This is a genomic window from Micromonospora sp. NBC_00858 (genome assembly GCF_045207365.1).
Lineage (GTDB): Bacteria > Actinomycetota > Actinomycetes > Mycobacteriales > Micromonosporaceae > Micromonospora.
Window position 1 is genome coordinate 2,529,458 of the sequence record NZ_CP108828.1, and the last position, 20,716, is coordinate 2,550,173.

At 67.3% G+C, this 20,716-nt stretch carries 13 protein-coding genes; 4 read left to right on the forward strand and 9 right to left on the reverse strand.

Annotated elements, in window-relative coordinates:
- Positions 1-117: 117 nt before the first annotated feature.
- From OG990_RS11940 to OG990_RS11960, 5 genes are all read right to left on the reverse strand, one after another.
- Positions 118-954, reverse strand: coding sequence for a hypothetical protein (locus OG990_RS11940; RefSeq protein ID WP_406080411.1), 837 nt, complete (start codon positions 952-954; stop codon positions 118-120).
- Positions 951-5,009 (reverse strand): AAA domain-containing protein, encoded by a 4,059-nt coding sequence (locus OG990_RS11945; RefSeq protein WP_406080412.1) that lies wholly within the window; start codon positions 5,007-5,009, stop codon positions 951-953. The genes OG990_RS11940 and OG990_RS11945 overlap by 4 nt, the downstream gene beginning before the upstream one ends.
- A 337-nt stretch (positions 5,010-5,346) precedes the next feature.
- Complete coding sequence (locus OG990_RS11950) at positions 5,347-5,841, reverse strand: hypothetical protein (RefSeq protein WP_406080413.1); 495 nt, start codon at positions 5,839-5,841, stop codon at positions 5,347-5,349.
- Positions 5,835-6,209 carry a hypothetical protein gene (locus tag OG990_RS11955; protein ID WP_406080415.1) on the reverse strand — a complete coding sequence of 125 codons (375 nt, stop codon included), beginning with the start codon at positions 6,207-6,209 and terminating at the stop codon, positions 5,835-5,837. The genes OG990_RS11950 and OG990_RS11955 overlap by 7 nt, the downstream gene beginning before the upstream one ends.
- Positions 6,206-8,614 carry an AAA family ATPase gene (locus OG990_RS11960; protein ID WP_406080416.1) on the reverse strand — a complete coding sequence of 803 codons (2,409 nt, stop codon included), beginning with the start codon at positions 8,612-8,614 and terminating at the stop codon, positions 6,206-6,208. Before OG990_RS11960 ends, OG990_RS11955 begins: the two co-directional genes overlap by 4 nt.
- Positions 8,615-8,913: 299 nt before the next feature.
- Here OG990_RS11960 and OG990_RS11965 point away from each other — a divergent pair, with 299 nt between their 5' ends.
- The 4 genes from OG990_RS11965 to OG990_RS11980 are packed head-to-tail and all read left to right on the forward strand — an operon-like array spanning position 8,914 to position 16,860.
- Entirely contained in the window at positions 8,914-10,800 is a 1,887-nt protein-coding gene (locus tag OG990_RS11965) for an SAM-dependent DNA methyltransferase (RefSeq protein ID WP_406080418.1), read from the forward strand.
- 20 nt (positions 10,801-10,820) lie between these two features.
- On the forward strand, positions 10,821-12,437 hold the full coding sequence (locus tag OG990_RS11970; protein WP_406080419.1) for an N-6 DNA methylase: 1,617 nt from the start codon (positions 10,821-10,823) through the stop codon (positions 12,435-12,437).
- A complete protein-coding gene (locus OG990_RS11975) occupies positions 12,409-13,620 on the forward strand; it encodes a hypothetical protein (protein WP_406080420.1) in 1,212 nt (403 codons plus the stop codon). The genes OG990_RS11970 and OG990_RS11975 overlap by 29 nt, the downstream gene beginning before the upstream one ends.
- A 24-nt stretch (positions 13,621-13,644) precedes the next feature.
- On the forward strand, positions 13,645-16,860 hold the full coding sequence (locus tag OG990_RS11980) for a type I restriction endonuclease subunit R (protein WP_406080422.1): 3,216 nt from the start codon (positions 13,645-13,647) through the stop codon (positions 16,858-16,860).
- A 274-nt stretch (positions 16,861-17,134) separates the two neighbouring features.
- On the opposite strand, the gene OG990_RS11985 is transcribed toward OG990_RS11980, so the two are convergent.
- From OG990_RS11985 to OG990_RS12000, 4 genes are all read right to left on the reverse strand, one after another.
- The gene (locus tag OG990_RS11985) at positions 17,135-17,863 is read right to left on the reverse strand and encodes a BTAD domain-containing putative transcriptional regulator (protein ID WP_406080424.1); all 729 of its coding nucleotides are present in this window, start codon (positions 17,861-17,863) and stop codon (positions 17,135-17,137) included.
- Positions 17,864-18,015: 152 nt separating this feature from the next.
- Positions 18,016-18,915, reverse strand: coding sequence for a hypothetical protein (locus OG990_RS11990; protein WP_406080426.1), 900 nt, complete (start codon positions 18,913-18,915; stop codon positions 18,016-18,018).
- A 427-nt stretch (positions 18,916-19,342) separates the two neighbouring features.
- Positions 19,343-20,011, reverse strand: a complete 669-nt coding sequence (locus OG990_RS11995; RefSeq protein WP_406080428.1) for an N-acetyltransferase — start codon at positions 20,009-20,011, stop codon at positions 19,343-19,345.
- A gap of 28 nt (positions 20,012-20,039) precedes the next feature.
- The gene (locus tag OG990_RS12000) at positions 20,040-20,714 is read right to left on the reverse strand and encodes a GPP34 family phosphoprotein (protein ID WP_406080430.1); all 675 of its coding nucleotides are present in this window, start codon (positions 20,712-20,714) and stop codon (positions 20,040-20,042) included.
- Positions 20,715-20,716 lie beyond the last annotated feature (2 nt).

The window sequence follows — 20,716 nt, forward strand, 5'->3', positions numbered from 1 at the left end:
CACTCCAGCACCTGGTCTTGGTTCGAAAACTGGAGTAGCAGCGGCGGTGTCGAGGTCGGCATCTGGACAAGGAGAGGTCAATCCGCTTGCTTGCTGGTCACCGAGATGAGCTTTTGATCATGATGCGGATTCCAGGTCGTTGAGAAGCGCGTGTACAGGCGCCCAGCACATCCGCACCGTGTCCAGGTCGGGCACGAGTCCGTACTCGATCTGGTGGCGGGGGTGGACAAAATTCCGGTAGTCCCGGACTTTCTCCATGAAGTCCTTCGCGTCGGTCTGGACCCATTCCTGTCGATGCGCGTACTCGAGAAGCAGGTGAAGGCCCGCTCGTTCGGCCGGAACCCGTCGGCCACCCCGGCCGACCAGGCCGTTCCTTCGCACCGTCTCGTCGCGATCAGTCACCACGACGTGCAGCAGCCCTTCGACGAAGCTGCCGATGCCGATGATCGCCAGCGCGTAGGCCCCGTTGTTCTGGCAGATCGACGCTTCGTCGGCGCGCGCCATAAGGACGTCGACCGCCTTGCTGTTCCCGGTTAGTCGTCGCACCCGCTCGTGGAGATCTGGCGGCGGCCCGTACAGGGGAACGTCGCTGCTCTGGCTGAGCTGCCCGAGCACGGGACGCCCGCCGATGTAGGTGATGGTGAGCTGTTCGGGGGCCAGGATGCGGTTCAGCTCCTGCGCGATCGGTTCGGCGGCCTCGACGCCGCCGTCGTACTCCAGAGGATCACCGATGCGACAGAGCAGCCGGTCGAGGGCGGCGGCATCGTCGGCATGGGAACTGAGTACTTCTGTCAGCCAGGGGATCCGCGGAGAGCCGTCGTACTGCGGATCGCCAGGCCACCGAACTCGGTGCAGGAACCGCTCGATCTGCGTACCGGTCCGCTCGTACGGACCATCGACGTCGCAGATCAGACGAGCGACGCGTTCCAGAGTGAGCGGGTCGAGGGCAATCATCGGGACACCTCCCGGTCGGCGCGCTGCTGCGCGATGTCGAGTGCTTCGGTCAGGCGCTGGAGGATGATTGAGCCCCGCTTGCGGAAGCCAAGTTCGCTCATGGCCTCTTGGAGGCGCTCATCCCGATCACGCTGAAGCTGGTCGCTCACCAGCCAGGTGCAGATCTGTACCAGCTGTTCCCGCGTGTAGTCGGTGATCCGCAGACCGATCGGCACGTCGGGGCGTGGGCCGCGGCGGGTCGCCGGCGGCGACGGTGGCTGATCGGGCCGGCGTGCCGGCGGTATGGGGTGGCTCCTCGCGGCGTTGTTGGCGCGGTCGACCGCCTGCTTCCAGCGGGCGATGAGTCGGACTGTCTGGCCTGCCGGATCCACGTACCAGTCGGTCGACCAGATGCGGTGGAACTCCCACCCGAGGCGCTCGAGGTGTTGCTGGCGCAGCCGGTCCCGGTCCCGGGCGCTGTGTGCCTGGTGGTACGAGTGACCGTCGGTTTCCACAGCGAGGACCATGCGGCCGGGCTGCTCTGGGTGGGCGAGGGCCAGGTCGATGCGGTAGCCGGAGACGCCCCACTGCGGCACGGCGTTGATGCCCTGCTGCTGGAGAGCCTTCAGGACGCTGCGTTCGAGGCCGTTGAGCTCGACCCCGTTGTGCTGTCGCGCGCCCAGGTCGCCGCCGAGGTCGACGAACTCCAGGTAGCGGCGGAGCAGTTCGGGTCCGCGGTTCCGTGTTGCCGCGGTCTGGTTCGGGTCCATGTCGTGGTGGGAGAATGCGCTCACCACGGTCATCCGACTCCGCGCTCGGGTGACCGCGACGTTGAGGCGCCGCTCACCGCCCTCCTGGTTGAGCGGTCCGAAGCGCAGCGGAAGTCGACCGTCTCTGGTCTTGGCGTAGCCGATACTCAGGATGATGGCGTCCCGCTCGTCGCCCTGGACGTTCTCCAGGCTCTTGATGAAGAACCGCTGGCTCGCGGCCCGGTCCTGGGAGAAGAAGTCGTCGAGGCGCTCATGCTCTCGGCGTCGGCTGCGCAGGGTCGCCTCGATCCGCAGGGCGTGCTTCTGCCCCATGGTGATGACGCCGAGGCTCTCGGTCGGTCGCTGCTCGGCGTGCTCGAGAATCAGCTCGACCGCCCGGTTGACCTCCTCCGTTGATGAACCGCTCTGCCCGGGGGCGACACGGCCATCCACCGTCTCCAAGCGCAGCGGGCTATCGACCTGCACGCCAGGGAACGTGACGAGGGACCGGTTGTAGATTTCGACGTTCGAGAACGCAATCAGGCGCTCGTCTCGGCTTCGGTAGTGCCAGGTCAAGCGGTACGGGTCCGAGATGAGGCCACCGAGGACGTCAAGAACGGACTCGTAGTCCTCGAGGCTCTCGTCGCCGAGATCATCGTCTTCGCCAGCCGGGCTCTGCTGAACGAGGCGCCGGAAGAACGGCGTGGGTGGGAGTTGCTTCGGGTCGCCGGCCACGACGAGCTGGGTGCCCCGCATGATCGAGGCGACCGCGTCGTGCGGCTCGATTTGGCTCGCCTCGTCAAAGATCACCACGTCGAACGACCGCTCGGGCGGCAGGATGCGGCTGACCACCAGTGGTGACATGGCCCAGCACGGGAACGCGGCGAGGAGCACCTCCGGGGCGCTGCTGAGCAGCTTCCGAAGAGAGAGGTGCCGGCTCTTCTTGGCCGCCTCCCGCCGGACGAGGCCGTTCTGGTCGGGATAGGCGTCTCGGGCCTTCCGCAGGTTCATTGCCACGTTGCGGCGCACGTGCCGGGCGGCCATCTCGATATGCCGGCTGTCCGCAGCGCGGAAGTCCTGGACCACCGCGGCATGCTGCTGCCCGACGAACTGACCGAGGTACGGGACCCGCATGCGCATCTCGTCGAGGACCACCTGCAACCAGGAGCGCAACAGGGTGTCGGCTGCCTCGCCGCTTGAGACCTGCCGGTGGGCCAGGTCATCGAGCATGTGGCTCAGCCCCAACGAGCGGAACAGCTGCTGCTGTTTGTTCAGGTCGGGCATCAGGAACAACGTCCCGCGGTCGGCATTCAACTCGGCGAGCGTGTTGGCCGCAGTGGTCGTGGTTCCACGCTCAAGGCCGTCGATCCGGGCACATGCCGCCACTGCGGCGAGGTGGTTACGCACCTGTGTGAAGGACGACATGCACAGGTCGGCGTCTGCCAGAGCAGTGGGTGCGCTGTCCTGACGGCTGAGCTTCCGCCACCGCTCACGCTGGTCCACTGCGGCGACCAGGCCCTGATACATCTCGGATCGCTTCCGGGGAGCGGCCGGACAAGTTTGCCGCAGCTCGCGGCGCAGTTGAAACCGGCGGAAGATACCGAGCGGCTCCGAGCGGCGCGGCCGGGATCGCCCAGGTGCTGTCGCATAGACGAAGTCGTCCAGATCCGGGCTGAAGACCTGCTCGCCGTAGCTGGCGATGGTGCGGTCGACCTCGCTGAGCAGGTCGAACAGATCCCTCCAGGCAGCGAGGTCGTCCGGCACGTCCAGCCCCGCCCGGTCGACCAAGTCCCGGATCTGGCGCTGCGCGCCCTGCAGGGCACCGGCCGCGAGCTCGTCGAGATGCACCAGCACCTTGCCGACATCGTCTGGAGTGCGGATGGCGGCCTTCGCCCACGGCGACTCCCCGCGCCAGATCCTCAGGCCGCCACGATCCACGAACGTCCGAAGGTCCTCCCGCGCGGACTCGAGCCTCGATCGGTCGAGGTTCCGCAGCTCGGATGCGCGCAAGTTGTAGCCGCTGACATCGAGAGTCGGAAGCGCGAGGAGCTGCTCGATGACCTGAAAAGCGCTCACCCCCCAGGGTTGCCGAACCTCGTGCAGCTCGGCCGGGTGCCGTTTCGCCGCGGCCCGGCGGCTGTGCAGGCGGCGATGCAACTCGTCGGTGTCGACGGGTGGTTCGGCACCGGCTTGGGTGAGGACGTTGGCGATGCGCTGGGCGACCTGCCGCTTGCTGATCTTGCGGTCGTGCAGGTCAAACACCAGATTGTCGAGCCCGACGTCGCCAAGGCGGTTCATCACCGCTTCGATCGCGGCCCGCTTCTCGGAGACGAACAGCACGCTGCGGCCCATCGCGGCCATGTACGCGATGATGTTCGCGATCGTCTGACTCTTGCCCGTGCCGGGTGGACCCTCGATGACCACATGCCGGCCGGCCAGCACCGCGTCAATCGCCGATTGCTGAGAGGAGTCCGCGTCGTGGACCAGGAACTCCTTGGCCGGATCGATCCGATCGACGCTGGAGCTGGACCCCTGAGCTTGTTCAGTGCGCAGCTGTTGCCGAGCGTCGCGGTCGCCCGCCATCGCGCCGATCACCGGATGTGATGCGAGCAGCTCGGCCGAGTTACGCAGGTCCTCGACCATGGGGAGCTTGTCGAAGGTGAAGACGCCGGCAACCACCGCGGGCTCGAGCCGGAGAGACAGGCCGCTGGGAGCGACTGCCTCGGCGATCAGCTGGTAGGCCGCGCTCAACTGCTGGTCCGGTTCAGCGATCTCGGACAACATCGCGCTCAGCTTCTCGCCCAGGGCGCTGATGTCCGCCTCCACGCCGTACTGCCGCTCCAGCGCGTACAGGAGGACGGGATTGATCTCAGGTGACTCTGACAGCTCCAGCGTGAAGTCATTCTCGGTCGCCGTCCTGCTGTCCAGCGCAAGCTGCTGCAGGATCAGCGGTGCCCGCAGCGGTTGCATCGGCACGGACCCGCGGGTGTACGGACCGACCATGCAGAGCAGGCCGCGGGTCACCCAACCGGCCTGGATGCCCTGCTCCTCCTCCAGCTCGACCAGCTTCCGGCGGAGGCTGCGGGCAGTGTTGCAGGCGGTGTTGTGCCGGTCCTGGTCCGGGAACAGCGTCCGTAGGCGAACCTTCTGTCCTCGGAGCAGGTCGGCGACCACGCCGGGAGCCGCGTCAGCGAGATCGAGGGTGGTGGTCTGTCGCTCCTTGAAGTAGAGCAGCGTGTTGCGCGGGCCGAAGTCGATCAGTTGGTCTGCCCACCGGCCAGCGGCCTGTTGAACGAGGTGGAGTACATCCGGTTGGGTCAACAGCATCTCGTCTCCAAGTCAGTCGACGTACGCCAATGCTGATCCGCCGGGCCGTCGGCCCGAGGCAAAGCCCTCCAGGATAGGGCGCATAACACGTTCATCTATGCATCCGATTTCCGACACCCGACGTCATCGGAACGACCTCTCTCAGCAACCTTCACCTCCGCGCCCGGAGCACCGCTGTGCCTTGTCGGCTCATCGAGCAGGCCGAAATGTTGCAGCGCCGCGCGGCTTGACGCAGCTGAAGCCCAACTCGAACAGGTGTTGCGTGCCGCGGAAGAGGCCGTAGCGCGCGATCCTCGCCGGGACTTGATCTTCGACGCATCGATGGGGGAAGTCAGGGTCAGCGGGAGACGGCGGCCGGCGGCTTCGGCGGCTCGTGAAAAAAGTTGGTGGCATCGACGGTGGCACTGACCAGGGCGCACGTCGTCGCGGTGAGGGCGAGCCAGAATGTCACGGTGCTCTTCCAGTCCTCGGCGATCTTCACGGTCACCACTTCGGTGACCTCGGTAGCCTCGGTAGACCGGCTTTGACGATTGCTCGGGTCTGGCTGACGACGCCAACCGAAGCGGGCAAAGAATTTGGCCCAGGTGTGGTTCGACCGGCCGCAGCCGAAGATCACCCCGTTGACCTTTCGTCCGCACCGGCCGCCGTTCTGGGTGGTCACGCCGCACGTCGTCGGCGCCTTCACGGCAAGCAGCCAGGCCGGGATGGCGATCGCGATCGACGCCGACCAGGCAAGGCTGATGAGATCGAGCGTGACGAGGTAGTAGACGACGCCGACGATGGCCAGCGCCTCAACGCCGAGGATCAGCATGGCCTGATCTCGCTTCAGCATGTCGGGGCCTCCGAGTGGTCAAGGAGCGCGACGAGGTCGAGGAGTTCGGCGCGGAGCCGGGTCAGCTCGGCTGCGGTGACGCCGAGTTCGTAGTGGTGGTGGTGACCGGCGCGGGACAGCGCCCACCACAGGTAGCTGGCCCGGCGCCCGAGGTCGGGGCCGGCGTAGTGGGCGAGCAGCAGCAGTTTCGGTCGCTGCACCCGGGTCTGTCCGATCTCGGGGCAGACTCGGGCCCAGTACCGGTCCATCGCTGCTTCCAGTTCGTGGCGAAGCAGCCAGGCGCACGCCCGGGGCCAGGCTCCGCGGGTGCCTCGGATGACGCTGCTGAGCATCCGGTCGGCGGTGGCGAGGTACAGGGACGTCGTCATCGCAACCGCCCCACGAGCGCAGCGGTCTTGGTGACCATCGCTCGGGCGGGCATGCTCCGGTGGCCGTGGACCGCGTCCGCCACCGCTTTGACCGTCCGGGTGGCCTGGGTGCCGTAGTCACGGTCGAGACGAGCGAAGAGCTCCGGGCGGGGTACGAGGCGGCCGAAGAGCCCGAGGCTGAGCCGGTCCTTGACCGTGTGCGCTCGGCTGAGTCCTTCCAGGATCTCCTGGTAGGGCGTGCCACGCCGGTGCTCGGCGGCCCGGTAGCGATCCATGCTCACCGACTCGATCGCGGACCGGCAGAACCCGGCGACCATCAGGTACTTCGCCTCGTCGGGGATGTCTGCGGCGACCAGGGCGCGGGCATCGTCGAGGTAGCGGTCCGCTGGGTCGCAGACCTTCCGGACCTCGACGATCGAGCCCTCGCGGCGAGTGACCTCCCGGACGTCGGCCTCGATGTCGAGGCGGCGGATCGCTTCCGGCAGCCGGTCGTCGTGCGTGAACACGATGACCTGCCGGGTCAGGGCGACCTCTCGCAACACCTCGGCCAAGCCGTCGATCTTGGTGGGGTCCATGCTCTGCACCGGGTCGTCGATGATCACGAACCGGTACGGGCTGGTCTCGGCGCAGGCGCGGGGCAGGAAGACCGCGAGGCCGAGGGCGTGCAGCTCACCCTGGCTCATCACCGCGAGCGCGTTGGTCTCGACGCCGTCGGCGGCCACGGGGAACAGGACCCGGCGGGTGTTGTTCACTCCTTCCATCTGCAGCCGGTGCAGCTCGACGTTGCTTTCCTGCCGCAGCTTCTGCCACACCCGGTCCGACTGGGCGACGAAGTTGCTCAGCCGGTCGGCCCGGATCGCCTTCTCGGCGGTGTCGAGAGCCGCACGAGCCTTGGTGAGCAGAGCCAGGGCCGGCGCCTCGGCGCGGACCACGGCCGCAGCGTCGACCCACCGGCGGATCGCGGCGCCGGGCTCGCGCCAGGCGTCGTGACGCTGGGCGAGCCAGCCGGCCGCCGCCTTCACGAGGGTGGTGTACGCCGCGACGACACTGTCCCAAGCGGCCCGATCGGGGCCGAGGCCGGCGAGAGCTTCGCGCATCGCCGCGCTCTCGCCGGGGATGTAGGGCGCCAGCGCGGCGGCGGCCGGGTCCAGTAGCCGGTGGATGTCACCGAGCAGCCCGTCGACCGTACGCCGGGCGTGCGCGTGAGCCTGCTGGGCCGCGCGTGCCGCCGCAGCGACCGCGGCAATCCTGGCGAGTTCCTCCTCGGCCTGCGTACGCCAGTCCTGGTCCAGGGTCCCGACGCGACACACCGGGCAAGGGCCGTTCCCGCGGTCGTGGTGCACGTCGAGCGCGGCCCGCAGCAGCCGAGCGCTCCGATCCGCGGCGCCGCTGTCGGTTGCGGTCGCCTCACGCATCGCCGCCGCAGACTCGGCGAGGGCATCCAGCGCTGCACCCAGGTCGGGCAAGTCCTGCTCGGCGAGCCGCCGGGCGGCTGCCGCTGCAGGCTCCTCCGACCTGGCGGTGTCGCCGCAGGCGAGTTCGGCCAGCCGGGCAAGGTTCGCGCGGAGCGGACGGGCCCCGAGCGCGCTCAAGGCGTCGCGAGCGCGGTCATCGTCGATCTGGCCGAGCTGTTCGCGTAGCTCGGTGAAGGCCACCTTGAGCGCCTTGGCCCGGTCGTCGTAGACCTTGCGCCGCCGCTGCAGCCGGGCATCGGTGTCGCGTAGCGGGCCCAGGCCGAGGATCGGCGCGATCGCGTCGTACAGTTCGGCCGGCTTGGCGGTGATGACCCGTTCGAGGTCGCGGGCAGACAGGAACGGCCGGTACCTAGCGGCCTGACCGATCCACTGCGGCACCTGACCGGGCGGCATCGCGGCGCCGCCCGTGGTCGTGGTGACCGTCGCGGAGGTCAGATCGGTGGCCCCGGCCGGCCAGGTGCGGTGGGTCGCCACCTGCTGGCCCGAGTCGAGCCGAAGGCTGAGGCGGATCTCCGATGCGCCGTCGTGATGCAGGTTCCGCCAGCCCTCGCGGAAGGCCGGCGGGCGCTGCGCCCAGCGCAGGGAGTCCTCGGTCAGCGCGTACTCGACGGCCTCGGCGATGCTGGACTTCCCGGAGCCGTTGCGGCCCACGAACACGGTCAGCCCGGTCTTGGGCAGCCGCCCGACCGTGACCTGCTGACCGATCCCGCGGAAGCCGGCAACCCGGACCTCTTCTAGGAATGCCTGCGGCGTTGCACCGCCCGCCTCACTCGGCTCGGGCGACGGCGGAAGGGCCTCACCTCGCAGTACGTCATCGAGAACCTGGTCGCCGTGGAAGGCGGCAAGAGCCAGGTCGCTAACCGGGCCGGGCACCTGGGACCGCTGAAAGCGGTCGGTGAGCTCCTGGTAGAGCGTGAGCGTGTCGTTCATCAGACCCCCTGATGTCGTTGGCGCATCGAGGGAACCGCAGATTGGTCGCCTACACTGCCCTACACACTGTTATCCCGGGATAACAGATCCACGTTCTTTTTCGACGCTCCAGGACTCGTACCGTGACCGCCAGAGCGAGGAGGTGAGCCATGGAGGCGGAGCTGATGTCGCAGCGCGAAATCGCGCAGCTCGCGCGCGTCAAAAGGCCTGCGGTCACGACTTGGCGCCGGCGGCACCCCGACTTTCCCGCTGCCGTTCCGGGCAACCATGGACAGCCCTTGTTTCCCGCCGAAGCGGTGGTGGCTTGGCTACTCCGGACCGGGCTCGGCAACGCCGACCCGGACAGCCTGCGCGCCGAGCGGTCCATGCACACGTTGGCGGCGTACGCCCGGCGGCACGGCGGCCGACGCACGATCGTCGTCCTCGGCGCTGCGCTCTGCCTCCGCCACCTCTCCAGCGAGGCACTGCCCGCCGATCCTCTGCCGCTGGCTCGACGCCTCGATCCCGATGACGAGTTTCTGCTGCACGAGCTGGCCGACGCCCCGGAACCGACCGGGCTCGCCCAACTGGTCGAGCAACTGATCGAGGGAGCCTTCGACCCCTGGCACAGCTGCCAGTTCCTGCTCAGCTCCGCCAACCGCCTCGGCTGGCCCGAGCTGACAGCGGATGCACTCACCCCGGAGACGGTGGCCCTAATCCGTCGGGTGGCCGACGTGCCGACCCGGCTGCGCGCCCATCGCGCCGTCACCATCGCCGACGGCAACGCGGGCGCAGGCGACCTCCTGACAGCGCTGGTAACCGATCAGGACCGCGACAATCTGCGATTCAACGCGGTCGTCGCCGACGAGGAACTCGCCCGCCTGGTGCGCCGACAGTTACTCCTCGCCGAGTTGCCCGAGTTCCAGTTCGACGTGCGCGCCGATGAGCTGAACGAGGAGTTCGCCGAACCGGACCTCATCGTCACTCGGCTCCCCTACCAGCCGGCGGAGAGCCGAGACGCCCTCGCCGACCTCGACCGGGTCGAAGCGATCGCTGATCTGCTCGGTCCGAGCCGCACGGCCATCGTCGTCGGCCCTGCCAGCAGCCTCGTTGACCAACTACGGGACGCGCCAGCGGCGTTGCGCCGGTCTGCGCTGCTGAGCAGCGGCATCGTCGAGGCAGTTGTGCAACTGCCGGGCGGCGTCTACCCGGCCAGGCCAGGTCATCGCGCCGCTCTGTGGCTGCTGACCCGAGACCCGCTCCCCACCACCAAGGGTCGCGTGCTGCTCGCCGACCTCAGCGGTCACTCGCTTGACCACACCACTGTCGAGTCCGCAGCCGAGGACGTCCTCCTCTGGCGCGCAGAGGGGCACCGCAGCGACGGCCACGACCCTCGGAACGGCCGAATCGTCCCGCTGGAGAGCCTGGACCTGCGTCGGGCTGCCGCGCTCCGGCCGCCCGGACCAGCGTCAGTTACCCTCCGCGCCCGCCTGGCCGCCGACCGCCCCGCACTCGTCGGCGAGGTCGAGGGGCGTCTCACCGAGGCTGAGCAAGAAGCCGTCCGGTACGGGAAGGAGAACGGCTTCCTGAACACCGGAGCGGTACAGCGCGAGGGAATCAGGCCGAAGGAGCTTTCTTGCGAGGCGCTCCGAACGGCTCGCCGGGTCCGCCCCCTCACCGGGCACCGCCTGAACCCCGAGCATGTCGGACCGCGAGGTCACCACCGGGTCATCGGCGCGGCGGAGGTACTCGCGCAGTCGTCCAAGCGCTGGATGGACCGGCTCACCCTCGCCGCGCAGTACCCGCAGGTCGCCCTCACCGAACCTGGTGACATCGTGGTCACCAGCGTCCCCCGGTTCGGGGTCCTCCTCGACAACGACGGCTTCTCGGTGATCGAGTTCCCCGCCAGAGGCCTGCGCATCTCATTTGGCGACCCGCTCACCCCCCGAGTGCTGGCGGCACTCCTGGGTACCGCCCGCAACATGACACGCAGCCCTGGTGCAGTGCGGGGCCCGAGACTGATGGACGCCACGATTCCCGACCTGGCCTGGGACGAGGCGGCCCGCCTGGACGACGTGCTGCGCCGTCTGGAGGAACGTGATGACCTGCTGCAGCGGCAGGCCGACCTATCGGCCACGTTGCGCGAACTCATCGTGACCGGCTTCGCCGACGGCACCCTCACGACTCTGTACGGTACGAACTCCTGAACGAGAGATCGGAACACACAGTGCCCCCACGCAAACGCGCCAACGGACAGGCCGAGCTGTTCGGCGTGTCCAGCACCAAGCAGATCCAGGACATCCTGTGGAAGGCCGCCGACAAGCTGCGCGGCTCCATGGACGCCGCCCAGTACAAGGAGTTCGTTCTCGGCCTGGTCTTTCTCAAGTACGTTTCGGACGCGTTCGCCGAACGCCGCACCCAGATCAAGGACAGCCTTTCCGGCATCCCGGAGAACCGCCACGCCCAGTTCCTCGACGATCGCGACGAGTACGCCAGCGCTAACGTCTTCTGGGTCCCTGAGACCGCTCGGTGGGACTACCTGGTGGAGAACGCGCCCACCGGCGTCGGCGCGCTGCTCGACGACGCGATGGATGCGATCATGCGAGAAAACCGTGCGCTGACCGGCGTTCTTCCCAAGATCTTTAATCGGGACAACGTTGACCAGAAGCGTTTGAAGGAACTCGTCGACCTCATCAGTGATGCCCGCTTCACCGGACACGGTGACCGGCCAGCCCAGGACGTGCTCGGCGAGGTCTACGAGTACTTTCTGGAGAGGTTCGCTCGTGCTGAGGGTAAACGGGCCGGCGAATTCCATACACCACCGAGCGTAGTGCGAGTCCTCGTCGAGGTATTGGAGCCTTACCAGGGCCGCGTCTACGACCCATGCTGCGGGGCCGGTGGCATGTTCGTGAAGTCAAAGAAGTTTATCGAGGCGCATGCCGGACGCGACCACACCGACGATATCGCCGTCTACGGTCAGGAGGCCAACGAACGCACCTGGCGACTGGCGAAGATGAACCTCGCCATCCACGGCATGGACCCCATCGGCATCGGCAACCGCTGGGCCGACACATTCGTCGACGACAAGCATCCGGACATGCGTGCCGACGTCATCATGGCCAACCCGCCTTTCAACATGAGCGACTGGGCCCGCCGCGAAAGCGACCTGCGCTGGCGTTTCGGCGCGCCGCCACAGAGCAACGCCAACTTCGCCTGGCTCCAGCACATACTCTCCAAGCTCGGCGACCGCGGTACCGCCGGTGTCGTCCTAGCCAACGGATCGATGTCCTCTAAGCAGTCCGGCGAGGGCGAGATTCGCCGAGCAATGGTTGAGGCGGACCTGGTTGCCTGCATGGTGGCCTTGCCACCGAATCTGTTCCGCAACACGGCTATCCCGGCCTGCCTGTGGTTCCTCACCAAGGATAAGTCCCCGCAGGGCGCAAAGGCACTCGCCGATCGGCGCGGAGAAGTCCTCTTCATCGACGCCCGCGCCCTCGGCATCATGGTCGACCGCACCGAACGCGTCCTCACCGACGACGACATCGCCAAGGTCGCCGACACCTACCACGCCTGGCGCGGTACCAAATCCGCCAAAACCAAGGGCCTGACGTACGAGAACCTTCCAGGCTTTTGCTACTCCGCGCGCCTCGATGAGGTTGCCGCCCATGACCACGTTCTCACCCCCGGCCGCTACGTCGGCGCCGTTGAGGCTGACGAAGACCTGGACGCCGAGCCAGTCGCTGACCGCATCGCCAGGCTCACCAAGGAGCTACACGCCCACTTCGACGAATCGTCCCGACTCGAGGCTCTCGTCCGTGAGCATCTTGGAGAACTCAATGTCTGACTGGCAAACGTTGGGCGAGGTGGTCACGCTCCAGCGAGGCACAACCTACTTGAGTCGGCGGCTTGGGGAACCGGGACCCGTTCTACTCGGGCTCGGTGCCATACAGCGCCATGGAGGTTTCAAAAAGGGGCAGTTGAAGACCTACGGCGGTGAATCAGCCGACAAACTACTTCTACGGCCCGGCGATCTTTTCCTATCCCTGAAGGATGTCACACAGGACGCCGCTCTACTTGGTGCCGTGGCGCGGGTGCCCACCTCGGTAGGTGTAGGGCGGCTAACCCAAGACACTGTGAAGCTGACGATTAAGGCCACCGACGTTCGAGCTGACTATCTTTACTGGGTTCTGCGAACACCGCAATATCGTGAGTACTGCCGCCAACACGCCATCGGCACGACCAACCTTTCTCTCTCACGAGAAGATTTTCTGAGCTACTCGATCCCGCCCGCGACCGCTGATCGAGTCAAGTTAATTATCCTTCTCGAGGCCATCGAATCCAAGATCGCGGTAAACGACCGCATCGCCGCGACCTATGACAGCTTATTTCAGGCCAAGTTCGTCGAACTCGGAACGGCAGAGGAGGGTGACTGCCCTGTGACTGAACTGGTCGATTTCAACCCCCGTACGCCACGCCCTTCTCAGGAGGACGCGGTCTACGTCGACATGGCGGCGCTACCCACACGCCAATCATCCATTCGCACCTGGACCCGCCGGCCCCCGAAGGGCGGCAGCCGCTTCCAGAATGGCGACACGCTGCTAGCCCGCATTACTCCCTGCTTAGAGAACCGCAAGACCGGCTACGTCGATTTTCTCAAGGAGAATGAGACCGGAGCCGGATCGACGGAATTTATTGTGATGCGTTCGAGGGAGGGGGTTCCGCCAGAGTTCTCTTATTTCCTCGCGCGAGATGAACGCTTTCGGGAGCATGCGATTCGAAAGATGGTTGGTTCATCTGGAAGGCAGCGAGTGAGTGCTGCCGAGGCGGCGCAGTTCTTCGTGCGTCGGCCGAATCTCGGCCGCCTATCAGCCTTTGGAGCCGAGGTGGGGGCTGCGTTCCGCCATCTGAAGTCCCTGATGGAGGAGTCGCGTGTCCTGGAACGCCTGCGCGACACGCTGCTGCTGGAGTTGATGTCGGGGCGGCTGCGAGTCAAGGACGCTCAGAAGGTTGCCGAAGAAGCCGTTTAGACCAAGAAGGTTTGCGGGGAGGGGTTGAGATTGGACGGGCGGATGAACGAAGCAGCCTGGGAGGCGCTCGCGCTTGAGCAGCTAGGCGAGCTCGGGTGGGAGCCAGCGGCTGGGAAGGACTTTGCTCCGGGGTCGGGGCAGCGGCGGGACTGGGCCGAACTGGTGCTTTTCGAGGACCTGCAGGCGGCGGTCGAGCGTCTCAACCCCGACCTGCCGCCAGCGGCGGTCAACGACACGGTGCGGGCCGCTACCGACGTCGCTTCGCGCGAGGCATTCGCTGAAAACCGGGAGGCGCACAAGCGGCTAGTCCACGGCATTCACTCGATCGTCTACACCGACTCGTTCGGTGCCGAGCACAACCCCACCGTGCGCCTGGCCGACCTGCAAAACCCCGGCCGTAACGTCTATCGGGCGATCAACCAGGTCACGATCATTGACGGTGAATGCCGGCGCCGGCTCGACATCGTTCTCTACCTCAACGGCTTGCCGGTCGCCATCATCGAGCTGAAGAACGCCGCCGATGAGAACGCCACCCTCACCGGCGCGCACGCCCAGCTCCAGACGTACCTCGCGGAGTTCCCGCTCCCCTTCCGGCATGCCGTGCTGTGCCTGATCTCCGACGGGATCACCGCGAAGTACGGGACCCCATTTACCCCGTACGAGCACTTCGCGCCGTGGAACATCGACGACGAGGGTAAGCCCGTCGATGCCACCGCTCCCGACTACGACGGTCCGGAGGCGCTGATCGTCGCCCTCTACGGGCTCTTTAACCAACGGCGCTTCCTTGAGCTCACTGAGGGATTCGTCAACTTCACGTCGGGGAGCAAGCGGATCGCCAAGGCACACCAGTACTTTGCGGTCATCCGGGCCGTCGAGTGCATTGTGCGGGCATCGAAGCGCGACGGAAAGGCGGGCTTCGTCTGGCACACCCAGGGCTCCGGCAAGTCTGAGGAGATGGTGTGCACTGCGGCGCTGACGGCGCGCCACCCCGCTCTGAAGAACCCGACCATCGTCGTGCTCACCGACCGCACCGACCTCGACGATCAGCTCTACGACACGTTCCAGGACAGCCAAGGTCTGCTCGGCCAGAAACCAATCCAGGCCGACTCCCGCGCCGAACTGCGAGACGAGCTGTCGCACCGCAACTCCGGCGGCATCATCTTCACCACCTTGCAAAAGTTCGGACGTACGAGAGAAGAGCGGGAGGCCGGGAGGCCGCATCCGCAACTCTCCGACCGGCGCAACATCCTGGTGATCGTCGACGAGGCGCACCGTAGCCACTACGACAGCCTGGACGGCTACGCTCGGCACCTGCGCGACGCGCTGCCGCACGCCACGTTCGTAGCCTTCACCGGCACCCCGATCGCCACCACCGAGGTGAACACTCGCGCCGTCTTCGGCGAGAGAATCGACTTGTACGACCTCAAGCGTGCCGTTGACGACGAGGCGACCGTGCGGGTTTACCATGAGCCCCGGATCATCCCGCTGGCGCTGTCACCGGACGTCGATCCGGACAGCATCGACGATCAGGTGGCGACGCTCACCGCCAGTCTGGACGACGCGGAACGGCGCAGGGCCGAGGCGTACGCGGCCACCATGAATACCATCTACGGTGCCCCCGACCGGGTCGAGACCCTTGCAAAGGACCTGGTCGAACACTGGGAGAAGCGACGCGAGCTCGTGCGGCCGCAGCTCGGCGGGCCGGGTAAGGCGATGCTGGTCTGCGCGACCCGGGAGATCTGCGTCCGCGTCTTTGACGCCCTCAAGGAGCTGCGGCCCGACTGGGCGGACTCGGCCGTCGACAAGGGCAAGATGAAGATCGTCTTCCACGGGGTGCCGAGCGACGAGGCGGAACTGCGCCCGCATCACCTGCGCCCGTCACAGCAGCGGACGGTCCAGGCTCGCGCCAAGGACCCGAACGACGAACTTGAGCTGCTCATCGTGCACTCAATGCTGCTCACCGGCTACGACGCGCCGCCGATCCACACCATGTATATGGACCGGCCGATGAAGGGTGCCAACCTCATGCAGGCGCTAGCCCGGGTTAACCGGCGTTTCCGGGAGAAGCAGGACGGGCTGCTGGTTGGCTACGCCCCGCTGACCGAGAACCTGCGGAAGGCCCTCACCGAGTACTCCTCCAGCGACCAAGAGGACCAGACCCTCGGTAGGGAGATCGACCGGGCGATCAGCGAGGTGCACAACGAGATCACCGTCATCGAGGCGATGTTGGCTCCGGTGAAGTGGCGTGCGATGCTCGATGACGAGACGCACCCGACCCGCTGGTTGCGAGCGGTACGGAAGGCCGCCAACTTCCTGCGTGACCCCCGGACCCCCGGCAACGTCGTCGAGCCCGGCACGAAGCCGCTGCACCAGCGTTTCCGCGGCTCGGCGGGCCGGCTGGAACGGTTCTACACGCTCTGTGCCACCAGCCGCGACTTCGTCGACCGTGCCGGTGACATCCAGCGCCTGCGCCGCGACATTCACTACTTCCGTGACGTCCGGGTCTGGATCGTCAAGGAGGAGGCCGCCGACCGCGGGGCCAAGGGCCTGCCCAACACGGCTCAGGTGGAGCGCTATCTGTCCCAGCTCGCCGCCGAGGTGGTTGATGCCGCCGACATCACCGACATCTACGAGGAGGCCGGCCTCGGCAAGCTCGACATCACTGAGCTCAACGGGGTCGCCTTGCAGCGCCTACAGAATTCGGAGACCCCGCACCTGGCCGCGTCGGCGCTGCGCCGGCTGATCGAGCGGAAGATGCGGGAGGTCACCAAGCACAATGTGGTTCGTCAGGAGCGGTTCTCCGCCCAGCTCGAAGACTTGATGAACCGCTATATGCGCCAGCAGTTGACCAGCGCGCAGCTAATCGTCGAGCTGGTCGAGCTGGCCAAGCAGGTGTCTGCGGACGCCCGGCGCGGCCAGCAGTTCGACCCCCCGCTCAACCACGCCGAACTGGCCTTCTACGACGCCGTCGCGCAGAATGGCGCGGCCACCGAGCTCATGGGTGTCGGGACCCTGGCGGAGATCGCCCGGCAGTTGGTCAAGTCGATCCAGTCGTCGATCACGGTGGACTGGTTCTCCCGTGAACCGGTACGCGCCAAGCTCCGCAGCCACATCCGCCGCCTTCTGGCTCGCTACGACTATCCGCCGGACCACGAGCGCGCGGCCGTCGACCTGGTCATTCGCCAAATGGAGACGTTCGCGAACGAGTGGGTTCCGGGAGGTCCGGCCTCGCAACGGTGACAGGATCGGGCGTCGTATGTCCCAGTCGATTGGTGGGGCTGCGCATCTCGCTGACGCCAAGTGGATGGTGGTCCGACCGACATCTGGCGATGGTCCTTATGGTGACTGACTGGTGTCGGTTCTGTCGTAATTTGCACCGATCTAGGCGTCAACCTTTTGGATGAATCTTGCAAGATCACAAAGTTGAGGCGTTCGTAGAATCTGACAGAAGCCGTTTTGGTTAGTGCAGAGACCTTCAGGTCGTTCGTGGCAGCGGCGGTGGTGAGGGCGGCAGTCAACCCAGCCGAAGACGGATGGTGGCAGCGGCGGCGGCCAGGATTTCGTCGTCCGGGTGGTGGTGGGCGGCGATGTCGAGGACGGCGTTGGCTTCGGTGGGGCTATCGGCGAGTGCCTCGGCGAGGTTGACGGCCGCGGTCAGGAACTCCCGGGATACGGCTTGCCGATGCCGGACGAGCCATAGGTATCCGGTGTTGGCGGCGAGGGGCCCGCGGTAGGCGGAGAATGCTCGGCGTAGGGCGGCAGTGCTAGCTGCCGGGCTGCTGGCGTGTTGGGCTGCGGTGATGGCGTCGCGCATGGTCCACAGGTCGACATCGAAGGCGTCGATATTGAGGGTGTAGTGGTGTCGGCGTAGCCGCAGGTAGACGTTGTCCCCGCTGATGGAGCGGAAGATCTGGCGCAGGTTGTAGGTGTACGTGTGCAGCCGCTGCGTGGCCAGGCGGTGCGGTGGCTCGGGGATGAGGTCGCCGCGGATGTCGTGCTGGTAGGCCGATCCTCCGCGCACGATTAGGTAGACGAGGAACTCCATCGCCTGTGGGCGGATGTGCTGTCCGTCGGGGACGCCGAGGATGGTAGGTGTGCCGAGCACCTGGACCCGGATCCGGTCCGCTCCGGCATCGGTCTGCCGGCCCGAGGGGTGGGCGGGGACGTGGACGCTCGGCGGTTCAGCGTTGTGACCGCCCTCGGAAGTGATGGCGGGAGGGTTCCCCGGTCGCGAGTCGTTCATGGCTGGGCTCCAGTGACCGCCCTCGAATCCGCTTGTGAGGACTCGTTGCTCATTGACGCAACGGTACAGATCCCGACGGCCTGCGGGTCAGGTCGGACGCGCACCAACTGCTCGACGGTCGGACACGTGACCGTCGGCGGTGCCGAACGGTCTCAGTCCTCCGCGTGGCTGTGCTGCCGCTGGTTTTCCGCGGCATCAAACTCGATGTCGGGGTGGTTGTGTCCGCGGTCTGCGCAGTGCCGCCACAGTTCGTGCAGGTGTTGAAGCATGCGGGCGGTGGCGGGGTGGTGGGGGTGGGCGCGGCGGTGCGTGGTGATGGTGTCGGCGAGGAGGTGTCGGGCGGCGCCGCAGTGGCCGAGGTCGCGCAGGACGAGGGCGAGGGTGGCCTGCGTGGCGAGGGTGGGGTGGGCGTCCGGCCCGACGGTGACGGTGAGTTGGTCGGCGAGGTGCCGGTAGGCGTGGTACGCGCGTTGGTGATGTCCCGCCTGTCGGTGGGCGGTGGCGAGGGTGTGCAGAGTGGTGAGGACGGGCCGGGCGGAAGGTCCGTGCAGGTGCGAGTGACTGTGGTGGGCGTAGCTGGCCCAGCGGATCGCGGCAGCGGAGTTGCCCAGACGGATGAGTAACTCAGCTTGCAGGTGCGCGGCGTCGGCGAGGGCGGGGTTCGCGTCGGCGGCGGCTGGGTCGACGCCGGCGAGGGCATCGCGCAGGACCTCGCGGGCGCGCACGGGGTCGGTGGCGGCGAGGGTTCGGGCTGAGCGCAGCCGTTCGGAAAGGGCCGGCGTGGCGTGGCCCGCCGGGGCGAGGGCGACGCGCCACGTGAAGCGCAGGTCGGTGGCGGTGTGCCCGGCGGTGATGCGGGCGAGGACCCGGCCCACGTGCGCGGCGGCGAGGTTGGCGCTCTTGGGGTGGCCGGTGGCGGTGACGATGGCGGGTGTGTGGCGCAGGACCGCACGACCGACGGTATTGGCGACAGCGGCGGCGTCGAGTCCGCGCGGCCGACAGTTGCCCGGGCATTGGTAGACGAGCCGGTCGCCGTCAGGAGTGCTCGTCATGGGTTGTTCGCAGGTGCGGCAGAGCAGAAGTTCGGCTGACAGAACAACCCGTGACGGGTCTTCGAACGGCTGGGCCTCGGGCGGAGGGGCGGGCGGGGCAGCGCTGGTGGTTCGGGTCCTGCTGACCCAGTCCTGCACGAGACGCCGGTCGAGGTTCAGCTCGCGGGCAACCGCGGAGATCGGGCCGCGGTGCCCGTTGTCGCGTGCGGCGGCCACCCGTTGGACGGCTGCGTCGATGAAGTCGTGAGAGTACTTGCGGGGATAGGCCATCGGCTCGACGTTCCTCGGACAGCTCGTTGATGGTCGGACGTGGGTGGCGTTCACCGCTTGGCCAGCCTGGCGGGAAGGCCCGGCCACGACGACAGGCGTCGACAGCTCGGGCGAAATGCGGGCGTCATGCGCGGCGGCATCCCCTGCCGCTGAAACCTCAACGTCGTGCCGCTGAGGGAGCGGCACTTGTCTGATCGGCTGCGGCGGGGCGGGCACGGTTGGTGGGCCAAGTGTCGGAACTGCGGTCGGGATCGCGGCGCATCGGGCACAGCGTCAACCCGTCGGGCAGCCTGATCGGTGGTCGTGGGGTGTAACCGTGGAGGGTGTACAGAATGTGGGCATCTGTAGTGGTGTCGGTCCAGGAGGGCAGGTCGATGCGGTCGAGTCGGCTGCGGTGGTGGGTGAGCATCGCCGTCGCCCGCCCCGCGCCTCGAGCGTCGGGGTGCACGGCGAGGAACGCCAGGTGGTAGTGCGGCTCGTTGGGCCGAGGCTCGGCCAGCAGGGTGTCGAGCTGGTCGAAGCGGTGGGCGTGGGGGCCGGCGGCGTCGGTGAGCCGGTGGCGGTAGTTGGCCGGTGGTGGGATGGGCCGGTAGCGGTGGAAGCCGACGGTGGCGGCGTTCAGGTCGTCGGTCACGTGGCTGTCGCCGTAGAACATGGCGTGTTCCACCCAGATCGCCAGGACATCGGTCAGTACCCGGCACCGCACGGCCGGGTCAGGTACGAGCCACGCGGCGAGCGGGGTGGGATGCAGGGCGGCAGCGATCAGCGCCGCGACAGGTTCCTTGTCTGCCCAGCGGGCGGCACGGATGCGCATGTCAGTGTCCATCGGTTCGGTCTCCTTGTCCCTCGGGTGGCTAGCGGTAGGCGGCGGTGGCGAGGTCACCGACGGCAGCGTCGACCGCGGCGGTGATGTCGCGTACCTGCCAGTGGTGCTGGGCGGCGATAGCCCGCAGTTGAGCGGTGAGGGCGGCGGTGTCCTCGTCGAGGTAGAGGTGTTCGGTCAGGCCGAGGACGGCGACGAGGCCGGCGAGGGCGGCGGTGTGGTTGTCGGGCTGGTCCCGACCGACGGCGAGGTACCGCAGCCGGGCCCGGGCGACGACGGCCCATTTGGTGTCGGTGGCGAGGTAGCGGTCGCCGCGGGCCAAGCCGCCAAGGCGGCGATGCGTGGTGTGGCGCAGGATGCCGCCGGCGTGCAGGCCCGCGCGGGTGCGTTCGTACAGATCGTCGGCGAACCAGGTCAGCCATCCCCGCAGCGTCGGGGCGGGGTTGGCATAGCGGACGGAGGCGATGGCGGTGTCGGCGATCAAGTCGCCGACGGGCCGGTCCAGGTGCAACCACAGCCGCTGTTGCCCGCCCGGGCGACCGTCGTCGAGGGCGATCCGTCCGGCCAGGAACAGGTCAGTCAGGACCGCGGCAGCCATGCCGAGAGCGAGGGCCTGGCGGTGGACGTGGGGTTGGCCGGTGTCGTCGTTATGGCCGAGCAGGAACAACTCGTCACGCAGCGGCAGCTGAGGGATCGACGCGGTCATCG

Coding starts and splice junctions, on each gene's coding strand:
- OG990_RS11940 (WP_406080411.1), bottom strand. CDS start 954: ATGATTGCCCTCGACCCGCTCACTCTGGAACGCGTCGCTCGTCTGATC.
- OG990_RS11945 (WP_406080412.1), bottom strand. CDS start 5,009: ATGCTGTTGACCCAACCGGATGTACTCCACCTCGTTCAACAGGCCGCT.
- OG990_RS11950 (WP_406080413.1), bottom strand. CDS start 5,841: ATGCTGAAGCGAGATCAGGCCATGCTGATCCTCGGCGTTGAGGCGCTG.
- OG990_RS11955 (WP_406080415.1), bottom strand. CDS start 6,209: ATGACGACGTCCCTGTACCTCGCCACCGCCGACCGGATGCTCAGCAGC.
- OG990_RS11960 (WP_406080416.1), bottom strand. CDS start 8,614: ATGAACGACACGCTCACGCTCTACCAGGAGCTCACCGACCGCTTTCAG.
- OG990_RS11985 (WP_406080424.1), bottom strand. CDS start 17,863: ATGAACGACTCGCGACCGGGGAACCCTCCCGCCATCACTTCCGAGGGC.
- OG990_RS11990 (WP_406080426.1), bottom strand. CDS start 18,915: ATGACGAGCACTCCTGACGGCGACCGGCTCGTCTACCAATGCCCGGGC.
- OG990_RS11995 (WP_406080428.1), bottom strand. CDS start 20,011: ATGGACACTGACATGCGCATCCGTGCCGCCCGCTGGGCAGACAAGGAA.
- OG990_RS12000 (WP_406080430.1), bottom strand. CDS start 20,714: ATGACCGCGTCGATCCCTCAGCTGCCGCTGCGTGACGAGTTGTTCCTG.